The sequence below is a fragment of the Bifidobacterium catenulatum PV20-2 genome (genome assembly GCF_000800455.1).
In the GTDB taxonomy this organism is placed as follows: Bacteria; Actinomycetota; Actinomycetes; order Actinomycetales; family Bifidobacteriaceae; genus Bifidobacterium; species Bifidobacterium kashiwanohense_A.
This window is the reverse complement of sequence record NZ_CP007456.1, coordinates 2,328,453-2,348,921: the sequence shown is the minus strand read 5'-3', so window position 1 is coordinate 2,348,921 and position 20,469 is coordinate 2,328,453. Positions and strand designations below refer to the sequence as shown.

At 56.4% G+C, this 20,469-nt stretch carries 12 protein-coding genes and 3 rRNA genes; 9 read left to right on the top strand and 6 right to left on the bottom strand.

Annotation, left to right across the window (positions count from 1 at the left end; translation table 11 throughout):
* Window positions 1-80: 80 nt before the first annotated feature.
* The gene (locus AH68_RS09935) at window positions 81-1,064 is read right to left on the bottom strand and encodes a DsbA family protein (RefSeq protein WP_039199582.1); all 984 of its coding nucleotides are present in this window, start codon (window positions 1,062-1,064) and stop codon (window positions 81-83) included.
* Between the two features lie 167 nt (window positions 1,065-1,231).
* Window positions 1,232-3,295 carry a serine/threonine-protein kinase gene (locus AH68_RS09930; protein WP_039199580.1) on the bottom strand — a complete coding sequence of 688 codons (2,064 nt, stop codon included), beginning with the start codon at window positions 3,293-3,295 and terminating at the stop codon, window positions 1,232-1,234.
* A gap of 473 nt (window positions 3,296-3,768) precedes the next feature.
* On the opposite strand from AH68_RS09930, the gene AH68_RS09925 reads away from it, so the two are divergent.
* The 7 genes from AH68_RS09925 (at window position 3,769) to AH68_RS10810 (ending at window position 15,899) form a co-directional block, all read left to right on the top strand.
* Window positions 3,769-6,705, top strand: coding sequence for a glycoside hydrolase family 3 N-terminal domain-containing protein (locus tag AH68_RS09925; RefSeq protein ID WP_039199578.1), 2,937 nt, complete (start codon window positions 3,769-3,771; stop codon window positions 6,703-6,705).
* 768 nt (window positions 6,706-7,473) lie between these two features.
* Window positions 7,474-9,002, top strand: a 16S ribosomal RNA gene (locus AH68_RS09920).
* A gap of 447 nt (window positions 9,003-9,449) precedes the next feature.
* Window positions 9,450-12,530, top strand: a 23S ribosomal RNA gene (locus AH68_RS09915).
* A 203-nt stretch (window positions 12,531-12,733) separates the two neighbouring features.
* Window positions 12,734-12,851: ribosomal RNA gene (gene rrf, locus AH68_RS09910) — 5S ribosomal RNA — on the top strand.
* Together the 16S, 23S and 5S rRNA genes form the textbook arrangement of a ribosomal RNA operon.
* 373 nt (window positions 12,852-13,224) lie before the next feature.
* Entirely contained in the window at window positions 13,225-13,788 is a 564-nt protein-coding gene (gene ahpC / locus AH68_RS09905) for an alkyl hydroperoxide reductase subunit C (RefSeq protein WP_033501889.1), read from the top strand.
* Window positions 13,789-13,891: 103 nt separating this feature from the next.
* Window positions 13,892-15,658 (top strand): FAD-dependent oxidoreductase, encoded by a 1,767-nt coding sequence (locus AH68_RS09900; protein WP_039199576.1) that lies wholly within the window; start codon window positions 13,892-13,894, stop codon window positions 15,656-15,658.
* Window positions 15,659-15,710: 52 nt separating this feature from the next.
* Window positions 15,711-15,899: a hypothetical protein gene (locus AH68_RS10810; protein ID WP_158333004.1), complete on the top strand. Its 189-nt coding sequence runs from the start codon at window positions 15,711-15,713 to the stop codon at window positions 15,897-15,899.
* 65 nt (window positions 15,900-15,964) lie between these two features.
* Here AH68_RS10810 and AH68_RS09895 read toward each other — a convergent pair whose 3' ends face one another.
* The 4 genes from AH68_RS09895 to AH68_RS09885 form a co-directional block, all read right to left on the bottom strand.
* Window positions 15,965-16,258, bottom strand: coding sequence for an addiction module antidote protein (locus tag AH68_RS09895; protein WP_033501886.1), 294 nt, complete (start codon window positions 16,256-16,258; stop codon window positions 15,965-15,967).
* The gene (locus AH68_RS09890; protein ID WP_033501891.1) at window positions 16,252-16,563 is read right to left on the bottom strand and encodes a type II toxin-antitoxin system RelE/ParE family toxin; all 312 of its coding nucleotides are present in this window, start codon (window positions 16,561-16,563) and stop codon (window positions 16,252-16,254) included. The genes AH68_RS09895 and AH68_RS09890 overlap by 7 nt, the downstream gene beginning before the upstream one ends.
* 239 nt (window positions 16,564-16,802) lie before the next feature.
* On the bottom strand, window positions 16,803-16,925 hold the full coding sequence (locus AH68_RS11200; RefSeq protein ID WP_260847210.1) for a hypothetical protein: 123 nt from the start codon (window positions 16,923-16,925) through the stop codon (window positions 16,803-16,805).
* Window positions 16,926-17,154: 229 nt separating this feature from the next.
* Window positions 17,155-18,198, bottom strand: coding sequence for a LacI family DNA-binding transcriptional regulator (locus AH68_RS09885; RefSeq protein ID WP_039199574.1), 1,044 nt, complete (start codon window positions 18,196-18,198; stop codon window positions 17,155-17,157).
* A 356-nt stretch (window positions 18,199-18,554) separates the two neighbouring features.
* Between AH68_RS09885 and AH68_RS09880 the strand changes: the two genes are divergently transcribed.
* Together AH68_RS09880 and AH68_RS09875 are read left to right on the top strand one after the other, a co-directional pair.
* Window positions 18,555-19,466 (top strand): carbohydrate ABC transporter permease, encoded by a 912-nt coding sequence (locus tag AH68_RS09880; RefSeq protein WP_039199572.1) that lies wholly within the window; start codon window positions 18,555-18,557, stop codon window positions 19,464-19,466.
* Window positions 19,466-20,443: a carbohydrate ABC transporter permease gene (locus AH68_RS09875; protein WP_039199571.1), complete on the top strand. Its 978-nt coding sequence runs from the start codon at window positions 19,466-19,468 to the stop codon at window positions 20,441-20,443. The genes AH68_RS09880 and AH68_RS09875 overlap by 1 nt, the downstream gene beginning before the upstream one ends.
* Window positions 20,444-20,469: the final 26 nt, after the last annotated feature.

Below are 20,469 nucleotides of genomic sequence, written 5' to 3'. Positions count from 1 at the left end.
AACTTAGAACTGCGCTTCGGCTGGCACGCTGGCGAGTAGGGGGGTATTATTTTTCGATTATGAGGATTGAGTAGGGCTGATCACTCGCCAGTAGTGTTGGAGATCGGATCCTTGTCGGATCCGATGGAGGGCATTACGCCTTCCTTTCCAATATCGTCTGACTTGATGCCGATGGCCTCCAGCAGGCCTTCCTTGATGGTTTCCTGCGCGGTGCTCAGCTGGTTCATATTCCAGAACTTGCCGTTTATGGTCACCGTTGGGGTGGTCATGCTGTCTTTGTAGGTTCCGGACGTGTTCCACAGTTCGGAACGCTTCGGCGTATAGGCGTCGATGGCGTCAAGCCAATCCTGGTAGTCGCGGCCGAACGCCTTGTCCGCCACTTCCTCGGAAACTCCCGAGGCGATCATCTGTTCCTTGATCTGATCATCACTGACTGACTTGTAGTTCGAGCTTTCCTCAGGCTGGAAATCCTCGGCGTACATTTTTTCCATGAACGTGATCAGATGCGTCGGATTGCTGTCATGTTCGGCCAGGTAGATTGCGGCATTCGCGGCACGGCTTGAATATTCGTCAGTGGACCATTTGTCCATGAACGCCATGAAATGCAAGTCAAGATTGATCTGCCCAGCATCGACCATCTTCTGCAGATCCGCATCAAGCTGACGATGCAGATTGCCGCAACCCGGGCACAGGAAGTCCATGTAGATCGCGACCGTCGGAGCGCCGTCGACGGACTTGCCGTAACCATTCTTCGAAAGCAGCAGTCCGCCCTTGTCGTCGACGAGCTTTGGCGTGTTTTTGACCTTCTGCAGCTTGTCGTATGCCTCTTCCACGGTTTGTGTGGAAGCCTGGGCTTCGGTATTCTTGTGCATGTTGTGATACACGGTGAACGCGCCGATCGCCACCAGGATCACCAGCACGGCCACCACGATGGCGCCGATGATGGTCTGCTGCTTGCGTTCCTTTTCCATCTGTTCGGCGCGGGCCTTCATGGCCGCGGCCTCAGCGGCCCTACGCTCGGCGCGGCTGGCGCGCTTCTGCGCATCCTTATTGTTCTGGGCCATCCACATTCCTTTCGATGTTTCATCGTTTGTTGCGCACCATAGTAGTGTGGGCGCGTTATTGCTGAATGAAGTATTTCGTAAAAGCTTACGTTGTCATACTACGTGCGATTGTCTGACGTTTTTCTGAGGATTGCCAACGTTTGCCGATTCTTGGTTTTCACTACATTTCATATGGATTCCGCAGGAGTGCTGGATTTCGGGCGACCACGTAGCGTTCCAGCTCCCAATCGCAACACCAGAGCTCCCGGCGTGAGGGTGGAGACCAGCCAACCGATGGCGCAGCAACCGGCCTGGACGATGCCGCTTTGCGAAACCGGTCCTTCAATCCAAGTCGGCAGTGGAATCGTGAATCCGAATATTGCGGTATCCACCATGGCGAACGGTAATTGCAATGCGACTGTGGCGATCGCCAATCCCAATGCGGCGATCGTGGCCACGATCAATGCGCGTGGCACCGCATAGCCCAACCCTTTGAGCACATGCCAAGGCAGCGTGGCCGCGCGTGCGAGCCAGTCGGAGGCTTTTCGGTTGCCTCCACGGCGGCCTTCACGCTCCAGCTGCGCTTCCATATTGAATCCGATGGTGGCGAGCAGCCAAGCCAGCAGTACACCCGCAGCCCATGCCAGCCAAGGCGAGAACAAGCCGAACAGCGCCACAGGAATGGCCAGGAGCGTGCAGAGGAGCGTGCCTCGGCCCAACAGTTTGCCACGAAGCACGTCGGCCGGATTAGGCGGTTGCGGCGCATTCGGGTTGAGCGGGGTTGCCGGGGCTGTCGGCGTGATCGGAGTGGCCGGCATAACTGGCATAGTGGACGTTGGTATGTCTTGCGCCTGCACGTTTTGCGCCATTTCAACCGACGCATTCGGTATTACCGCCGGTGGTCGCTGGTTGGCAATGCGTTGCAACGCCGGTTTGATGGCCGGATCGATTTGCGTGGCTTCTTGAGTGGGGTTCCACGCATCCTGAAACGGCATCACCCGCGTGGATTGCGGTGCGTCCTGTGGTGTATCTTGCGGCAGCACGCTGGTATCTCTGCTATCGACAGGCAGCATGGCAGGCAGCACGCGCGTGCCGGTGCCAAGAGGAATCGTCGTGGTATGCGCGTTGATATCCATGACCGAGGTGCCGGCATCGGGCGCATCGGCAATAACGGTATCGGTTATGTCAGCAATACCGGTCGCACCGATTGCCTGCGTGGCCTCAACGAACTGCGGCAAGGTGCGTGTGCCTATAGCGTCTTCGCCCGTTATTTGATCCAACGACCTCCACAGGGTTCGTGGATTGTCAGGCGATTCAGCAAAAGGGGGCATCGCCTCCGATATGTCGGCAGTGGAACCCGAATCCGAAGCAGTGTCCGCAGCATCCCAAGCTTTCGGATTCAACGCATCCAACGCAATCGCCTGCAACAATTCGTCGGGCGTGCAACGTTTCGTACGATTCGGATTCAACGCTGAACGGAATGCGGCCATGGTTCCCGCCGGAAGCCCGGCCAAATTCGCGCTTCCCGCAGCGGCACGCTCCAACACGGCCATCATCGGCTTCGTGCCGAACACCGGCTCGCCGGTAGCGGCAAACGCCAGCACGCTCGCCACTGACCACCAGTCGCTCATCTCATCGGATTCCACGCCATCAATGATCTCCGGTGCGATGAATCCCGGCGTGCCCATAACCAAACCCGTGCGCGTCACATGACTTTCGCCCTCGCCCATGGCAATACCGAAATCCACCAACACCGGTCCGGTATTCGACACCATCACATTCGTCGGTTTGATATCGCGGTGCACAATACCAGCCGCATGCACGGCCTTCACCGCCTCGATCAGCTTGCGCCCCAACCGCTCCAGATCGTCGCCCACATACCTACCGTTGGCTCGCACATCCTCACGCAGATTCTTGCCCTCGATCAACTCGGTCACAATGAAGGCCAGAGCATCATCCAATTCCATATCCACAATGCCACACACGCCCGGATGACGCACCTTCTGCAGCGCCATAGCCTCCCTGCGCAGGCGCTCGCGTGCGGTCAGCTGATCACGGGAACGTTCGCCGGAGGCATCTTCCTCGGCAAGGGAATCGCGCAAAATTTTCATCGCATACTGGTGTCCGCCGTCATCGCGCACACGCCATACCGATCCCATTGCTCCCGATCCAAGCCGTGAAATCAACGTATATCCGCCAACGAGGCTGCCCGCCTCCAGATTCAATGCGCTTAAGTCGCTCATGGAACCCATGGTACTTGCCTTATGCAGGTTGTTGTTAGAACAGCTCGCTTCAGTGCGCAAAAATCATCATAAAAACGCGATTGCGTAGTTGAGTCGCAATTAGGGCGACGTTTTTTCCGTAACATGGCAACGATATCCGGTTATTAAATCAGCGGTCGACAGTAGGCAAATCAACGATTGACGGTCAATCCGCGAAAGAACGCATATTGTTCCATATGCATGCGTGTAACGGAATCATATGCGCACGAACAGTCGTTTTGCATGCGCAAGTGGTATGCAGATTATGCACGCGAAACGACAGGCTGGGAAAAATCAGAGTACTTTTTCCGCGGATTTTGGTGAAATCGAGATATCGACATGAAGAAGTGTCTTCACTTCTGGAAATCATGCGGCGCGGGGCAGCGTTACGTGATTTTTGGTTTCGATGAGGAAATCGGGGCCTGCATGTCGTTTGGTTATGAGAATCAAGGAGGAGGCAGACCATGCTGCAAATCAACATGGCTGACGTCATGAACGTTATCGGTTCGTTGACGCCGTACCTGATTGCGATTGGCGTGCTATTTGTGCTTGCGCTGATCATCACTTTCGCCGTCAATAAGAAGACGGTGAAGGAAGTCGCGACCCGTAAGATCATCCACTCCGAGTCTTGGCTTGTGGCGCTGGTCGGCATTGTCGTCGCGGTTTCCATGATGCTGTCCGGTCCGCTGGCGACGCTGCTCAACAACGCGACCCTCACGAAGTACACGCTGTCTGACGCTACTGTTTCCAAGGCTAATGAGCTGGCCAAGGAAGTGCAGTCGGAAGCTATCACCATGCTGAAGAACGATGATTCCAACCTGCCGTTGATCAACAAGAAGGTCAACGTGTTCGGTTGGGGCTCCACCAATCCGGTTTATGGCGGCACCGGCTCCGGCTCCATGTCTGATCAGTACGACACCGTTTCCCTGCTTGATGGCATGAAGGAAGCTGGTCTTGAAACCAACGCCGATCTGAGCAAGCTGTACACCGATTACCGTGCGGACCGCCCGGTTGTTGCTATGTGGTCCCAGGATTGGACCCTGCCTGAGGTTCCGGCCGACCAGTATTCCGATTCGCTGATTTCTGACGCCAAGAGCTTCTCCGATGAGGCTGTTGTGGTGATCACCCGCGTCGGTGGCGAAGGTGCTGATCTGCCGACCAACATGAAGGCCGAAACCATTACCTACAAGAACAACTCCAAGGATTATGATGACTTCCAGGATGGTGAGCACTTCCTGCAGCTGAGCAAGACTGAGCGCGACATGATTGACCTGGTCGCCAAGAACTTCGACAAGGTCACGCTCGTCTATAACGGTGCAAATGCTTTCCAGTTCGACTTCCTGAGCAACTATCCGCAAATCAAGTCCGTGCTGTGGTGCCCGCCTGCAGGCCAGACCGGTTTCTCCGCACTCGGTGACGTGCTCGCTGGCGAAACCAACCCGTCCGGCAAGACTTCCGACACGTTCGTCAAGAATCTGACCAAGACCCCAGTGTTCAACAACACTGATGGCGCTGCTGCTGCCAGCTCATCTTCCGTTGGTGCCGATGGTGCATTCGTCTACGATAATGTCGACGATTTGGCTGCTAAGTACACCGGCTTCACCGGTCAGGAAAATACCGTGCTTCCGTCCTTCGTCAACTATGTCGAAGGTATTTATGTGGGCTACAAGTTTTATGAGACTGCAGCCGATGAAGGTCTGATCAACTACGATGACACCGTCATCTATCCATTCGGTTACGGCTTGTCTTACACCAGTTTCGAGCAGAAGATGGGTGACGTTTCCTACAAGGATGGCAAGGTCACGTTTGATGTGACCGTCACCAACACTGGCGACACCGCCGGCAAGGACGTTGTTGAGGTCTACTACAACCCGCCGTACACCAATGGAGATATCGAGAAGGCTTCCAAGAACCTCGTCGCTTTCGAGAAGACTGAGAAGCTTGAGCCGGGCGCCTCTGAGACTGTGAAGATCGAGTTCGATGATGACGATATGGCTTCCTATGACAACAAGGGTGCCAAGGCTTGGGTGCTGGAGAAGGGCGATTACACCATCTCCATCCAGTCCGATTCCCATCATGTGATCGATTCCGAGAAGATCAACGTTGCTGACACCATCACCTACGATTCCGAGTCGAACATCCACAACGATGATCAGACCGTGGCCACCAACCAGTTCGACTATGCCGCTGGCGATGTGACTTATCTGTCCCGTGCCAACCACTTCGCGAACTACGCTGAAGCCACCGCAGCCCCGACCAACTTCTCCATGAGCGACGAAGTCAAGGCTGCTTTCACCAACAATGGCAACTATGATCCGACCAAGTATGACGATGATTCCGACGAAATGCCGACCACCGGTGCCAAGAATGATCTCCGCTTGGCTGACATGTACGGCAAGGATTACGACGATGCTGATTGGGAGAAGCTGCTTGACCAGCTGACCTTCGATGATATGGACAACCTCATCGCCAACGGTGGCTACGGTACCCCGGCCGTTTCCTCCGTCGGCAAGATCCAGCTCACCGATGCTGACGGCCCGGCCTCGCTGAACAACAACTTCACCGGCGTTGGCTCCATCGGCTTCCCGGCTTCCACCGCATTCGCCTGCACTTGGAACAAGGATCTAGCCAAGCAGTTCGGCGAGATGATCGGCGATATGGCTCACGACATGCATGTTGCTGGTTGGTACGCTCCGGCTATGAACATCCACCGTGGCGCATTCTCTGGCCGTACCTTCGAGTACTTCTCCGAGGACTCCTTGCTCTCCGGTGTTATGGCATCCAACGAGATCGCCGGCGCCAAGGAGAAGGGCGTGTATTCCTTCATGAAGCACTTCGCTCTGAACGATCAGGAAACCAACCGTACCAACATGGTGTGCACCTGGGCGGACGAGCAGGCCATCCGCGAGATCTACCTCAAGCCGTTCGAGATGAGCGTGAAAGAAGGCGGCGCACAGGCCGTGATGAGCTCCTTCAACTACATCGGTTACACCTATGCCGGCGCTTCTAACAACCTGCTGAACACCGTGCTCCGTGACGAGTGGGGCTTCAAGGGCTTCGTCCTGACCGATTATTTCGGCGGCTACGGCTACCAGAATGCCGATCAGGAGATTCGTAACGGTAACGATTCCATGCTGGCCACCACCAAGATCACCAACCACATCACCGACAAGTCCGCAACCTCCGTGAAGGCCATGCGTACCGCTGCTCACAACATTCTGTACACCGCCGCCAACAGCTGGCAGTATGCAGATGGTGAGCCGAAGGTCGATACCCCGATCTGGAAGACTGCCATGTACGTGGCTTGGGGCGTGACCGCTGTTCTGGTGATTGCACTTGAGGCTCTGACTATCAAGCGCTACATGGATCACAAGAAGGCTAAGGCTGAAATCTCCGCCTGATATGGCTTCCTTTTCATGGATCAATCAATAATTGAATGACAACTGAACAGCAGCAGGGGCCGTCGACTCACCCCAGTCGGCGGCCCTCGCCGTATTTCAGAGCAACCACAGTCAGGTTTATATAGGTCTTTGCTGTATCTCCGTTTTTTGGAATCAAACTTTGCTATGTGAGATTGAATCCGGGCATGCGTTGCGTGGCCTGGTTGTGTTTGCTTGTTTTCGTCTTCTCCTGTTTCCTTATCGTTCTGTTTTGTCTGGGATTTTTCTCGGCCAATACATGGCTGGTTGGCTGATGAGTCGGTTGTGTATGCGGTGTTGCGGCGACGACACGCCGTTTGGTGTTTGTTTTTGGTTCATGTGGTCGTTGTTTTCGTGTTCTAGACTGGCCGTGCGGCCGTTCGGAGGCCGTTTTCGACACGCCGAGGAATCGTTGTGTTTCCAACGTTTCCCGACGGTTTTCGCATGCCCGGGTTGCGTGGATCGTCGGTTTCGTGTAGATTGACTCTTCGCTGCCGCTCGGCGAGTGGTTCCCCGGTCGGGGTTCCGTGAGGTGGGTGAGTGGTGGTGGTTTGAGAACTCAAGAGCGTATTTGTACTACTTCTTTATAGTCAATGATTGCCAGTCCGTCTTACGGCCCGCGCGTTTGGCGTGTGGGTGCCGGGAGGCCGGTCAAACGGGACGGGGTTTTTGCGGACAGTCCGTTTTCCTGATAAACGGATGTCGGTTTCTTTTTTTTGAGGGTCACATGTTGGCTTTCTGCAAAGGTTTTTTGTGGAGGGTTCGATTCTGGCTCAGGATGAACGCTGGCGGCGTGCTTAACACATGCAAGTCGAACGGGATCCATCAGGCTTTGCTTGGTGGTGAGAGTGGCGAACGGGTGAGTAATGCGTGACCGACCTGCCCCATACACCGGAATAGCTCCTGGAAACGGGTGGTAATGCCGGATGCTCCAGCCTTCCGCATGGTGGGCTGGGAAAGATTCTATCGGTATGGGATGGGGTCGCGTCCTATCAGGTAGTCGGCGGGGTAACGGCCCACCGAGCCTACGACGGGTAGCCGGCCTGAGAGGGCGACCGGCCACATTGGGACTGAGATACGGCCCAGACTCCTACGGGAGGCAGCAGTGGGGAATATTGCACAATGGGCGCAAGCCTGATGCAGCGACGCCGCGTGCGGGATGACGGCCTTCGGGTTGTAAACCGCTTTTGATCGGGAGCAAGCCTTCGGGTGAGTGTACCTTTCGAATAAGCACCGGCTAACTACGTGCCAGCAGCCGCGGTAATACGTAGGGTGCAAGCGTTATCCGGAATTATTGGGCGTAAAGGGCTCGTAGGCGGTTCGTCGCGTCCGGTGTGAAAGTCCATCGCTTAACGGTGGATCCGCGCCGGGTACGGGCGGGCTTGAGTGCGGTAGGGGAGACTGGAATTCCCGGTGTAACGGTGGAATGTGTAGATATCGGGAAGAACACCAATGGCGAAGGCAGGTCTCTGGGCCGTTACTGACGCTGAGGAGCGAAAGCGTGGGGAGCGAACAGGATTAGATACCCTGGTAGTCCACGCCGTAAACGGTGGATGCTGGATGTGGGGCCCGTTCCACGGGTTCCGTGTCGGAGCTAACGCGTTAAGCATCCCGCCTGGGGAGTACGGCCGCAAGGCTAAAACTCAAAGAAATTGACGGGGGCCCGCACAAGCGGCGGAGCATGCGGATTAATTCGATGCAACGCGAAGAACCTTACCTGGGCTTGACATGTTCCCGACCGCTCCAGAGATGGGGCTTCCCTTCGGGGCGGGTTCACAGGTGGTGCATGGTCGTCGTCAGCTCGTGTCGTGAGATGTTGGGTTAAGTCCCGCAACGAGCGCAACCCTCGCCCTGTGTTGCCAGCACATGATGGTGGGAACTCACGGGGGACCGCCGGGGTCAACTCGGAGGAAGGTGGGGATGACGTCAGATCATCATGCCCCTTACGTCCAGGGCTTCACGCATGCTACAATGGCCGGTACAACGGGATGCGACACGGCGACGTGGAGCGGATCCCTGAAAACCGGTCTCAGTTCGGATTGGAGTCTGCAACCCGACTCCATGAAGGCGGAGTCGCTAGTAATCGCGGATCAGCAACGCCGCGGTGAATGCGTTCCCGGGCCTTGTACACACCGCCCGTCAAGTCATGAAAGTGGGTAGCACCCGAAGCCGGTGGCCTAACCCCTTGTGGGATGGAGCCGTCTAAGGTGAGACTCGTGATTGGGACTAAGTCGTAACAAGGTAGCCGTACCGGAAGGTGCGGCTGGATCACCTCCTTTCTACGGAGTTTTTCAGGACGCCGGTCGGCGTCCGTAGTGTGGCCCGCATGCCGGAGAGAGTCTTCGGAGGGTGTGGGCGTGCTGGTGTGGAAGAGATCGTGGGCTTCGCGGGTTCCGTTGGGGGCCTGCGGGGAGTGGTATGGGTATGCTTTTGGGTTCCCGGACCGCCACCCGCGACGTTTGGTCGCGTGCGGTTTTCCGGATGCCCCTGGCGGGACGCCGTGGGTCTGTGGGCCGCGGGCCGGGTCTTGTCGGGGCGCGTGGTGGTTTGAGAACTGGATAGTGGACGCGAGCAATGCAGGATTGTTGTCCTGCTTGCTTTATCGCGATTTCGCCAGGCTCTTTTTTTGGAGTCTGGTTTCGAGATCGATCGTTTTGTGATCATTTTTTACAGTGTGATGATCTGTCGTCTGGCGTAGAAAAGCTATTATCAGGTTTTTCGGGGCGTGTGCCGCCCTGAAGGGCGTATGGTGGATGCCTTGGCAGACAGTACCGATGAAGGACGTTTGAGGATGCGATAAGCCTCGGGGAGCCTCCAACATGGCTTCGATCCGAGGATTTCCGAATGGGGCAACCCGCCGGCCGTCATGGGCCGGCACGGAACCTTGTTGTTCCGGGGGTACGCAGGGAAGTGAAACATCTCAGTACCTGCAGGAAGGGATACTCCGTGAGTAGTGGCGAGCGAAAGCGGATCAGACCAAACCATGGGCGCGTGATACCCGTCGGGGGTTGCGTCCGTGGTGTTGTGGGAGCGTGTGTCCCGGTTCCGACGGACCGGGCGGGAGTCATAAAACGGCTTGCCAGGGGAACAGGCTTGAAGGCCTGGCCGCAGAGGGTGCCAGCCCCGTACCTGGAAGCTTGCCGTCTTCCGATCATGCGTCCCAAGTAGCGCGGGCCTCGTGGAATCCCGTGTGAATCGGCCCCGACCGTGGGGTAAGTCTAAGCATACCTGTCTGACCGATAGCGTACCAGTACCGTGAGGGAAAGGTGAAAAGCACCCCGGGAGGGGAGTGAAAGAGTTCCTGAAACCGTGCGCCTACAATCCGTCGGAGCCTCCCTGGTGGGGTGACGGCGTGCCTATCGAAAAATGAGTCTGCGAGTCAGTGGTGCGTGGCGAGGCTAACCCGTCGTGGGGGAGCCGTAGCGAAGGCGAGTCTCAAAAGGCGTTTTGAGTCGCGTGCCCTGGACCCGAAGCGGGATGATCTAGCCCTGGGCAGGTTGAAGCGCGGGTAAGACCGCGTGGAGGACCGAACCCACCTGGGTTGAAAACCGGGGGGATGACCTGGGGCTAGGGGTGAAAGGCCAATCAAATTCCGTGATAGCTGGTTCTCTCCGAAATGCATTTAGGTGCAGCGTCGGTTGATTGCATCGCGGGGGTAGAGCTACTGGATGCTTGCGGGCCCGTGTGGGGTACCAATAGCAGCCAAACTCCGAATACCGTGGATGTGTATTCCGGCAGTGAGTCGGCGGGGGATAAGCTCCGTCGTCGAGAGGGAGACAGCCCAGATCGTCGTCTAAGGTCCCGAAGCGTGTGCTAAGTGGGAAAGGATGTGGAGTCGCATAGACAGCCAGGAGGTTGGCTCAGAAGCAGCCATCCTTGAAAGAGTGCGTAACAGCTCACTGGTCTAGTGGTTCCGCGCCGACAATGTAGCGGGGCTCAAGCACACCACCGAAGACGCGGCAACGGTCTTTTCGACCGTTGGGTAGGAGAGCGTCCCCCGAGGGGCGAAGCGGCGGCGCAAGCCGGCCGTGGACTTCGGGGGAGCGAGAATGCAGACATGAGTAGCGAGAGACGGGTGAGGATCCCGTCCGCTGGATGACCAAGGGTTCCGGGGCCACGTTCGTCGTCCCCGGGTGAGTCGGGTCCTAAGGCGAGGCCGACAGGCGTAGTCGAATGGATGAACGGGTGGATATTCCCGTACCGGCAGCGAACCGTCCGAACTGAACGGATGAGTACTAACCTCCGGTCGCGTGGCGTCGTTCCCTTCGGGGTTCGGGGCTCGCGGCTGTTGGGAGCGTAGTCCTGGTAGGTTAGCGCACAGGGGTGACACGGAATGGGAGCCGGCCGCGGAGGTGGTTTTCCGTGGTCAAGCACGCAGCCCGTCCCATAGGCAAATCCGTGGGACATGCAGGGTGAGGTGCGATGATGGGCGTCCTTTCGGACGCGATATCCGGTGGTCCAGGCCGTCGAGAAAAGCCTCGGCGCGAGGGGCGTTGCCGCCCGTACCCCAAACCGACACTGGTGGTCAGGTAGAGAATACCAAGGCGATCGAGCGAATCCTGGTCAAGGAACTCGGCAAATCACTCCCGTGCCTTCGGTATAAGGGAGACCCCCGGACGTGAAGAGGCTTGCCCTCGGAGCGTTTGGGGGTGGCACAGACCAGGGGGTAGCGACTGTTTACCAAAAACACAGGTGCATGCGAAGGCGCAAGCCGCTGTATATGCACTGACGCCTGCCCGGTGCCGGAAGGTTAAGAGGATCCGTCAGCCTTTGTGGTGAAGCGGTGAATTCAAGCCCCGGTAAACGGCGGTGGTAACTATAACCATCCTAAGGTAGCGAAATTCCTTGTCGGGTAAGTTCCGACCTGCACGAATGGCGTAACGACTTCCCCACTGTCTCGACCAGGAGCTCGGCGAAATTGCAGTACGAGTAAAGATGCTCGTTAAGCGCAGAAGGACGAAAAGACCCCGGGACCTTTACTATACCTTGGTATTGGCGTTAGGCGCGGATTGTGTAGCATAGGCGGGAGGCTTCGAAGCGCGGGCGCCAGCCCGTGTGGAGCCGCAAGGTGAAATACCGCTCTGTTCTCGTTTGACGTCTCACCTCGAACAGTGATCCTGTTCAGGGACAGTGCCTGGCGGGTAGTTTAACTGGGGCGGTTGCCTCCCAAAGAGTAACGGAGGCGCTCAAAGGTCCGCTCAGCCCGGTTGGCAATCGGGTTTCGAGTGTAATCGCACAAGCGGGCTTGACTGCGAGAACGACGGTTCGGGCAGGGACGAAAGTCGGAGATAGTGATCCGGTGCCGGCGCACGGGCGCGGCATCGCTCAACGGATAAAAGGTACCCCGGGGATAACAGGCTGATCATTCCCAAGAGTCCATATCGACGGGATGGTTTGGCACCTCGATGTCGGCTCGTCGCATCCTGGGGCTGGAGCAGGTCCCAAGGGTTCGGCTGTTCGCCGATTAAAGCGGCACGCGAGCTGGGTTCAGAACGTCGTGAGACAGTTTGGTCTCTATCCTCTGCGCTCGTTGGAATCCTGAGGAGGCCTGCCCATAGTACGAGAGGACCTGGGTGGACGGACCTCTGGTATGCCGGTTGTCGCGCCAGCGGCATGGCCGGTTGGCTACGTTCGGGAGGGATAACCGCTGAAAGCATCTAAGCGGGAAGCCTGCTCCAAGATTAGGATTCCTTGACGCTTTTCGGAGCGTCTGTAGCCCGCATGTGGAACACGTGTTCGATAGGCCGGAGGTGGAAGCCCTGCGAGGGGTGGAGCCGACCGGTACTAACGGGCGAACGCGGCACACTTTCCAACCCTTGTGGGTTGGGTCTCGTCCTGTGGTGGTTTTTCTCGTTGGATGGCAGGGAACGCTGTTTCTTGTGGTCACAATGATGATGTTGGTAAGGCGTTTTGTTCGCGTCCGTTGTCCGGTTCCCGGACCGCCACGATCGGAATCGTGGTTGGTTCCGTTTGCCGGCCGATCCTTGTGGTTGGCCGTTGTGTTTGGTTTTGCGGTGGTCATGGCCCAGGTGAGACGCCCGGTCCCTTTCCGAACCCGGAAGCTAAGGCCTGGTCGCGGCGATGGTACTGCACTCGAGAGGGTGTGGGAGAGTAGCACGCCGCCGCATTCAACGTCGGAGGATCCTCCGGTCGAGCCCCGTGGCGGGGTTCCCGGAGGATCCTCTTCTTTTATTCGCACGGGGTTCCCTTGGGCGTAAGGCTCCGGGAACCCCCTTTTCTTGTTTTGCCTCCCGGTTCCCCGGGGCTTTCCGAGCGTGACATTCCGGGAACCCTTTTCTTGTTCGTCTTTTGGTTCTTGTTTCCCGCGGCGCGCGGGAGGCTTTTATTCCACAACACCCTCGCATCGCATGGTCCGTCAGCGTGACTGTTAGTAATGATGTGATGAGGCTCACGCGTTACGCCCGCGCGGGTTCCAGAGAATCACGTTACGATGGAGAACGGCAGGAGCCTGATGATTGACAATCAGCGAAAGGACCGATGATGACTCTTCTACAGCATGAACTGACCGATTTTAAGGTGAACGCGTTCCAGAACAACGAGTTCCATGAGGTGACCAAGGCTGATGTACTCGGCCACTGGTCCCTGTTCTTCTTCTACCCAGCTGATTTCACCTTCGTGTGCCCAACTGAGCTTGAGGATCTGGCCCGCAACTACGCCAAGTTCAAGGAAATTGGATGCGAAGTCTACTCCGTCTCCTGCGACACCCACTTCGTGCACAAGGCATGGCATGACGCCAATGAAAAGATCGCCAAGATTCAATATCCGATGCTTGCCGACCCGACCGCTCTATTGGCCAAAGATCTCGACACCTACAACGAAGTCGATGGTATGGCCGAACGCGGTGACTTCATCGTGAGCCCCGAAGGCAAGGTCGTGGCCTATGAAGTCATCTCCTCCAACGTAGGACGCAATGCCGAAGAACTACTACGTCGTGTGCAAGCCTCTCAGTTCGTCCACGAGCATGGCGATCAGGTCTGCCCAGCCAACTGGACTCCGGGCGAGGACACCATCGAACCTAGCCTCGATCTTGTTGGACAACTGTGATCGTCGCTTGATGGACGGATTGTTAATCTAACCCGACAAGGTTGTCCGGAGAACCTCCGGGCAACCCCTTGAACAGCCAGGGCAAGGCACGAAGGGAGTCGTTATGTCTCGAAATGATTTGTATGACGTTATAGTCGTCGGCGGCGGTCCTGCTGGTTTGACGGCGGGATTGTATCTGGCTCGCGCCCGATATCGCGTGTTGATTCTCGAGAAAGACGATTTCGGCGGACAGATCACCATCACCAATGAGGTAGTCAATTATCCGGGCGTCGGCCGCACCACTGGCCGTGCACTTACCCAGACCATGCGTCAGCAGGCGCAGGACTTCGGCGCTGAATTCCTATCCGCCGAAGCCATCGGCCTTGACGTGCATGGTGACGTCAAAACCGTGCATACCTCGCGTGGTGACTTGAAGGCTTTTGGTATTCTCATCGCCACCGGTGCCAGCCCACGTAAACTAGGGTTCGAAGGGGAGTCCGAATATGCTGGCCGCGGTGTGGCCTACTGCGCCACCTGCGATGGCGAGTTCTTTGCCGGTAAGGAAGTACTGGTGGTCGGCGGAGGGTTCGCAGCAGCCGAGGAATCCGTGTTCCTGACCACATACGCCTCCAAAGTCACCGTTCTCGTGCGGGAACGGGACTTCACCTGCGACGCCACGGTGGCCGCCGCAGCCAAAAACAATCCGAAAATCGACGTGCGTTACCAAGTCGAGCTGCAAGGCGTCACTGCTGGACAAGGCGGCTTACGTGAAGCTTCGATCCTGAACCGGGTCACCGGCCAGACCGAAACGTGGAAACCTGCTGACGGTGGTACGTTCGGAGTGTTCGTGTTCGCAGGATATGTGCCTGCCACGGATTTGGTGCGCGGCGTGGTGGAGCTGGACGATTATGGTTACGTGGTTACGCACGGCTATCTCGAAACCTCAGTGCCGGGCGTGTACGCGGCTGGTGATTTGCGGGCCAAAAACCTGCGGCAAGTGGTTACTGCCACCGCTGATGGCGCTATTGCCGCGGTGGAGTTGGAACGGTACGCCAAGCGGATGAGCGAGAAAACCGGCTTGACGCCACAGCGTCCGGCCTCCTACGTCTATGAGCAGTCCACAGCGAAGACAAAAGCCGCCTCGGTGGTCGGCACCACGCCCGCGCCGGCACCCGCCCAACGCAGCGCCGATGCCGCTGCCGCGGCGAACGCCGTCAGGAAACCCGGCGAATTGTTCTCCGACGCCACCAGACAGCAGCTCAACGTGGTCTTTGGCCGCATGTCTCGGCCGGTCACGCTTGCTTTGGAGCTGGACGATACGCCGCTGTCTACGGAACTGCGGGGATTCATTGATGCGTTGGTCGCGTTGTCCGGCGGCAAGCTGAAATCGACGGTGGTTGATGGCGAGTACAAGAAGGACGATACGGGCCGTGCGGTGTTCGACGTCGACAGCGTGCTGCCCGCCGCGCGCCCATGTGTGCGCATGGTGGTGGACGGCGAGCCGACCGGCCTTGCCTTCCATGGTGTGCCTTCCGGCCATGAATTCAATTCGTTCGTGCTGGGCCTGTACAACGTGGCCGGTCCCGGTCAGCCGTTGGACGATGATCTGATCGAACGGGCGCGGTCCATCACGGACCCATTGAGCATCATGATCCTCGTCTCGCTCACCTGCACGATGTGCCCGGAGACCGTGCTCGCTTCCCAGCGTATCGCTTCGCTGAACCCGGCCGTGCGCGTCGAGGCCTACGATGTTGCGCACTTCCCCGAGCTTAGGGACCATTATGGCGCGATGAGCGTGCCCTGCATCGTCATCACACGGGCCGACGGCACGCAGCGGGTCGAGTTCGGCAAGAAGAGCATTCCGCAGATGCTTGAACTGGTCGGCGCGTAGGCACTCGATATCATTTAATGCCGGACATCATAAAGCTGCTGATGAACTGACGTTGGAAAATGAAGAACGCGATGAGCAACGGTGCAATGACGAGCATGGTCGCGGCGGACAGGATGAGATTAATGATTTACAGGATCATGCTGTTTGCAGAATCGTTTTTCCGGTGTGGGCTGCAAAGGCTGATCCCATGTGGGACGAGCAAGAGCATCAGTATCAGAATAATATTTACATAGATGAGTAACAAAGACTCTGGTAGTCAGCATGACTGCCAGAGTTGACAGGCAGCATAAAAATGATGGAATTCTTTCATGCCGTGGCGGGCACGGGTTCGATGACAAGTCGGCCTCCAAGTGCATCGACGACCTTGACGATGGTGCGGAAACTTGGGTTGCCTTCTTTGTTGAGGCTTTTGTAGAGGCTTTCGCGGCCGACTCCGGCTTCCTTGGCGATTTGGCCCATGCCACGCGCCTTGGCTATGTCGCCGATGGCGGCCTGCAGAAGCGCCGGGTCGCCGGTTTCCGCGGCGGCGTTGAGGTATGCGATGGCGTCTTCTTCGTTTTCGATGTATTCGCTGGCATCAAAATTGCTGATGCTTACCATTGTCCCTCCTTGATAAGTGATTCGAGCATTTTCTGTGCCTCTTTTATGGTCTTGTCCTGTCCGGTCTTGTCCCCGCCGGCGAGCAGCAACATGATCTGATTGCCTTTCTGGGCGAAGTAGACGCGGTAGCCTGGGCCGAAGAAGAAACGCAATTCGTTCACGCCTTTACCGACCGGGTGCATATCGCCGACCGGTTGTCCCGCCAGTGCACACTGTCTGATCCGGGCAGTGATCCGCGCTTTGGCGGCATGGTCGCGCAGCCTATGCAACCACTTGCGGAACTGGTCGGTTTGTTGGATTTCCATATGCATTATTGTATCCTGTAAGATACAATAATGCAAGCGTGGCGGTCTCGAACCATTTGTTGTCATATCGGAATCCGGTGCTCCCGCGCCCATCCGCTGGCTCGTCCATGTTCCCTCCGATCATCCGAGGCCCGTTCCGTGCGCCGTTGCCGGACGGTCCAAGGTATATGGGAACGCCTCGGCTGCTGGACCGGTTCATCACAGCAGCCGAGGCGTTTGATAAAGACTTTTATGGAATCTTACTTGCTGAAAGCCTTCTTAAACAAGGTGGAGGAGGCCTTGGCGAAAGCGAACTGGCTGAGGCCGGCATCCATGGAAACGGTGTTGGCGTTGGCGATCTGGTCGAAGGTGTTGTTCTGCATTTTTTCTTCCTTTCACGCGGCTCGTCGTTTCGTTTGTTGGTTCATGCTTCGTGTGGAGCCGTTTGTTCCGTTGTGGCTTCATTGTAAGCATCCCTCTGGTGCGGGGTTTCGCCGGTTTCGTCGCTTCTTTTGTATTTTCATCTGGTAAACAGAAGTAAATGCTTGTGACAGAGGTGGATTGCATATGCATGGGTGCTTCGCGGAAGCTGATTCTGAGTGCCGTTGCATGTTACAGCAGTGATGGCGATGTGCAGCTTTCACGTTCGACGAGCTGTGTGGGAAGAATGAAGTAATTCTGGTCTACCTTTCCTTCCCGCGCTTCGAGAATCAGATCGATGCATTGTCTGGCGATGAGATCGAATGGCTGCCTGATGGTCGTCAGGGATGGACACATGCTTGCCGCAGGATAGACATCGTCGAAACCGATGATCGATAACTGTTCGGGCAGACTGATGCTGTGCTGTCGGGCGGCGCGATAGACGTTGATCGCGCCGAGATCGTTGAACGCGAAGATGGCGGTCGGTCGGTCCTGCTCCCTCATTTCCAGGAGATCGCATGCCGCCTTGTATGCCTTGTCGGATACGTAGTCGCCAACCTTGATGAGATGCGGATCCGCGCTGATGCCGTTTTTCTGCAGCGCCGCCATGTATCCGCTAAGTCGCGCTTGCGAGGATTGTGAATTGGTGGGGCCGGTGATGACGGCGATTCGTCGGTGCCCTAATGATATGAGATATTGCGTGGCGAGCATTCCTCCGGTCCAGTTATCAATGCCCACCCCCAATGCGTCAGCGGAGACCTGGCCGACCGGATCGACAATTACATATGGGATGTTCCTCGTCTGCAGTAGCGATTCCTCGGCCGATGAGATATTTGATAAGAGAAGTATGACGCCTAGTGGGTTGCGTTCGATGGCGTTACGGAGACAGCTGCTGGCCTCGTTTCTTGTTGAGTATTCCTCGGAATCCGGTCTGGCGCAGCTTACGGTGATGCCGATGCCAAACTCTCTGGCGTATGAAGTTGTCTCCTTGACCATCTCCATGGATCCGTTGTTGGTCATTTCGCTGACGACCAGTTCGATTGACCGCATGGTTTTGGTTGTGGGAAGTTTTTTACGGAACCCGGCTTCCTCGAGGAGCAGTTCCACCCTATCGCGGGTCTCGTCGGAGACTCCATCACGGCCGTTGATGACCTTGGACACGGTGGCGGGGGATACTCCCGCCGCTTGGGCGATATCGGAGACCTTCGGTCTGTTTGTTGTTTTGATCGTGGTCATGACCCTTCTCTTTTCGTACGCGACGCTGCAAAAACGTTACCTATAGAATAGCGAAATTTTCGTTACTTTAGAATAGATTTTTTATCGGCGTGTTGCTACCTATATAGCGGAAATGGGTATCGCGAACATCGATTGCCCGCTGTTTTCTTGATGGGCATGATATGCATATATCGTTGCAATAAAGCCCTTTTTAAGGTGGAAAAACAAGATAAAGAAAATTTCGCCACGCGCAGCGAAGTTTTATTTGCTCTTTTTTGCAGAACCTTGTATATTGAACGTACCGATGGATGAAACGGCAATGGCAACGATGTTGTTGGCAGGCTCATTCAGACGGGTTAAGAAGAAAGAGAAAAACTATGACAAATGCAACGGCGAAACCGGATACTTCCGGGATGCGCAAGCCGAAGCGCGAGTACATAGGCATATTGTATTGTCTTCCATACGTGTTGGTCTTCCTATTCGGCATGATCATCCCGATGTTCTACGCGCTTTATCTCAGCTTCTTCAAGCAGTCCCTTCTCGGCGGCACCACATTCGCGGGCTTCGACAACTTCATCCGAGCATTCAAGGATGAGGCTTTGTGGGGCGGCTTTAAGAATGTGCTGATTTACGCGGCGATTCAGATTCCGATGAATCTGATTCTGTCCCTCGTAGCGGCGCTTATCTTGGACTCCCAGAGAATTCGCCATATCGCAGTGCCGCGAATCCTGCTGTTCCTGCCTTATGCCGTCCCAGGCGTCATTGCAGCGCTGATGTGGGGATACATTTACGGCGATAAGTATGGTCTTTTTGGACAAATCGCCGGCATGCTTGACGTAACGGCTCCTAATATGCTGTCGAAGCAGCTCATGCTATTCGCCATCGCAAACATCTGCACTTGGTGCTTCCTTGGCTATAACATGCTGATTTATTATTCTGCACTGATCGGCATTCCGAACGACCTGTACGAATCTGCCCGTATTGACGGCGCTTCGGAGCTGCGCATCGCTTGGTCCGTGAAGATTCCTCAGATTAAGAGCACCATCGTGATGACAGTCCTCTTCTCTGTAATCGGTACGCTCCAGCTGTTCAACGAACCGAACATCTTGCGTACTTCTGCCCCGGACGTGATCAACAGCAGCTATACGCCGAACATCTACACCTACAACCTCGCATTCAATGGTCAGAACGTCAACTATGCTGCTGCCGTCTCTCTGGTCGTCGGCATCATCGTCATGGCCTTGGTCGCCGTCGTTAAGATCATCGGCAACAAGTGGGAGAACAAGTGATGAGTGAAGCAATCGCAAAACCTCGTGCCAAGTCGCTCCAGCGCAGGGATGCCAAGCTGGCGCTCAAGGCAAGCAAGCGTTACAAGCGCATGCAGCAGCGTGAGCCGGCTCCGAAACTGACTGGTAAGCAGCGTGTGCTCAACTGGCTGTTGCACATCATTATGGCTTTGATGGTCATCTACTGCCTCGTGCCGCTGTTGTGGGTCATCTTCTCTTCCACAAAGACCAGTGAGGGCATCTTCAGCTCTTTTGGTCTGTGGTTCGATGACAAGAATGTGTTCTGGCAGAACGTGCAAGACACATTCGCCTACCAGAATGGCGCCTATACCCGCTGGCTGTTCAATACGATCATGTACGCAGCGGTAGCAGGTGTTGGTGCAACCATCATTGCCACTTTCGCTGGGTATGCCATCGCCACCATGCGATTCCCCGGACGTAACGCCCTGCTGGCCGTCACTCTGGCATTCATGTCAATTCCTTCTACGGTAATCACCGTGCCGCTGTTCCTCATGTATTCGAAGATCGGGCTGGTCGGCACTCCATGGGCCGTGATTATTCCGCAGCTGGCTACGCCGTTCGGCTTGTATTTGATGATCATCTATGCGCAGACCTCGATTCCGGTCTCGCTGATCGAAGCCGCGAAACTGGACGGTGCAAGCACTTGGACCATCTTCTGGAAGGTCGGTTTCCCGCTGCTGTCTCCAGGTTTCGTCACTGTACTGCTGTTCACGCTGGTTGGCGTCTGGAACAACTACTTCCTGCCGCTGATTATGCTCTCGGACACCAACGACTACCCGTTGACAGTCGGTCTGAACATGTGGCTGAAGATGGGTGCCCAGGGAACTGCCAACGGTCAGGTTCCGAACAACCTCATCATCACGGGCTCGCTTATCGCAGTTGTTCCGTTGATCATCGCATTCATGTTCCTGCAGAAGTACTGGCAGTCTGGCCTCGCGGCCGGTTCTGTCAAGCAGTGAACCCTCGGCCGCACGGTCCCTACGAT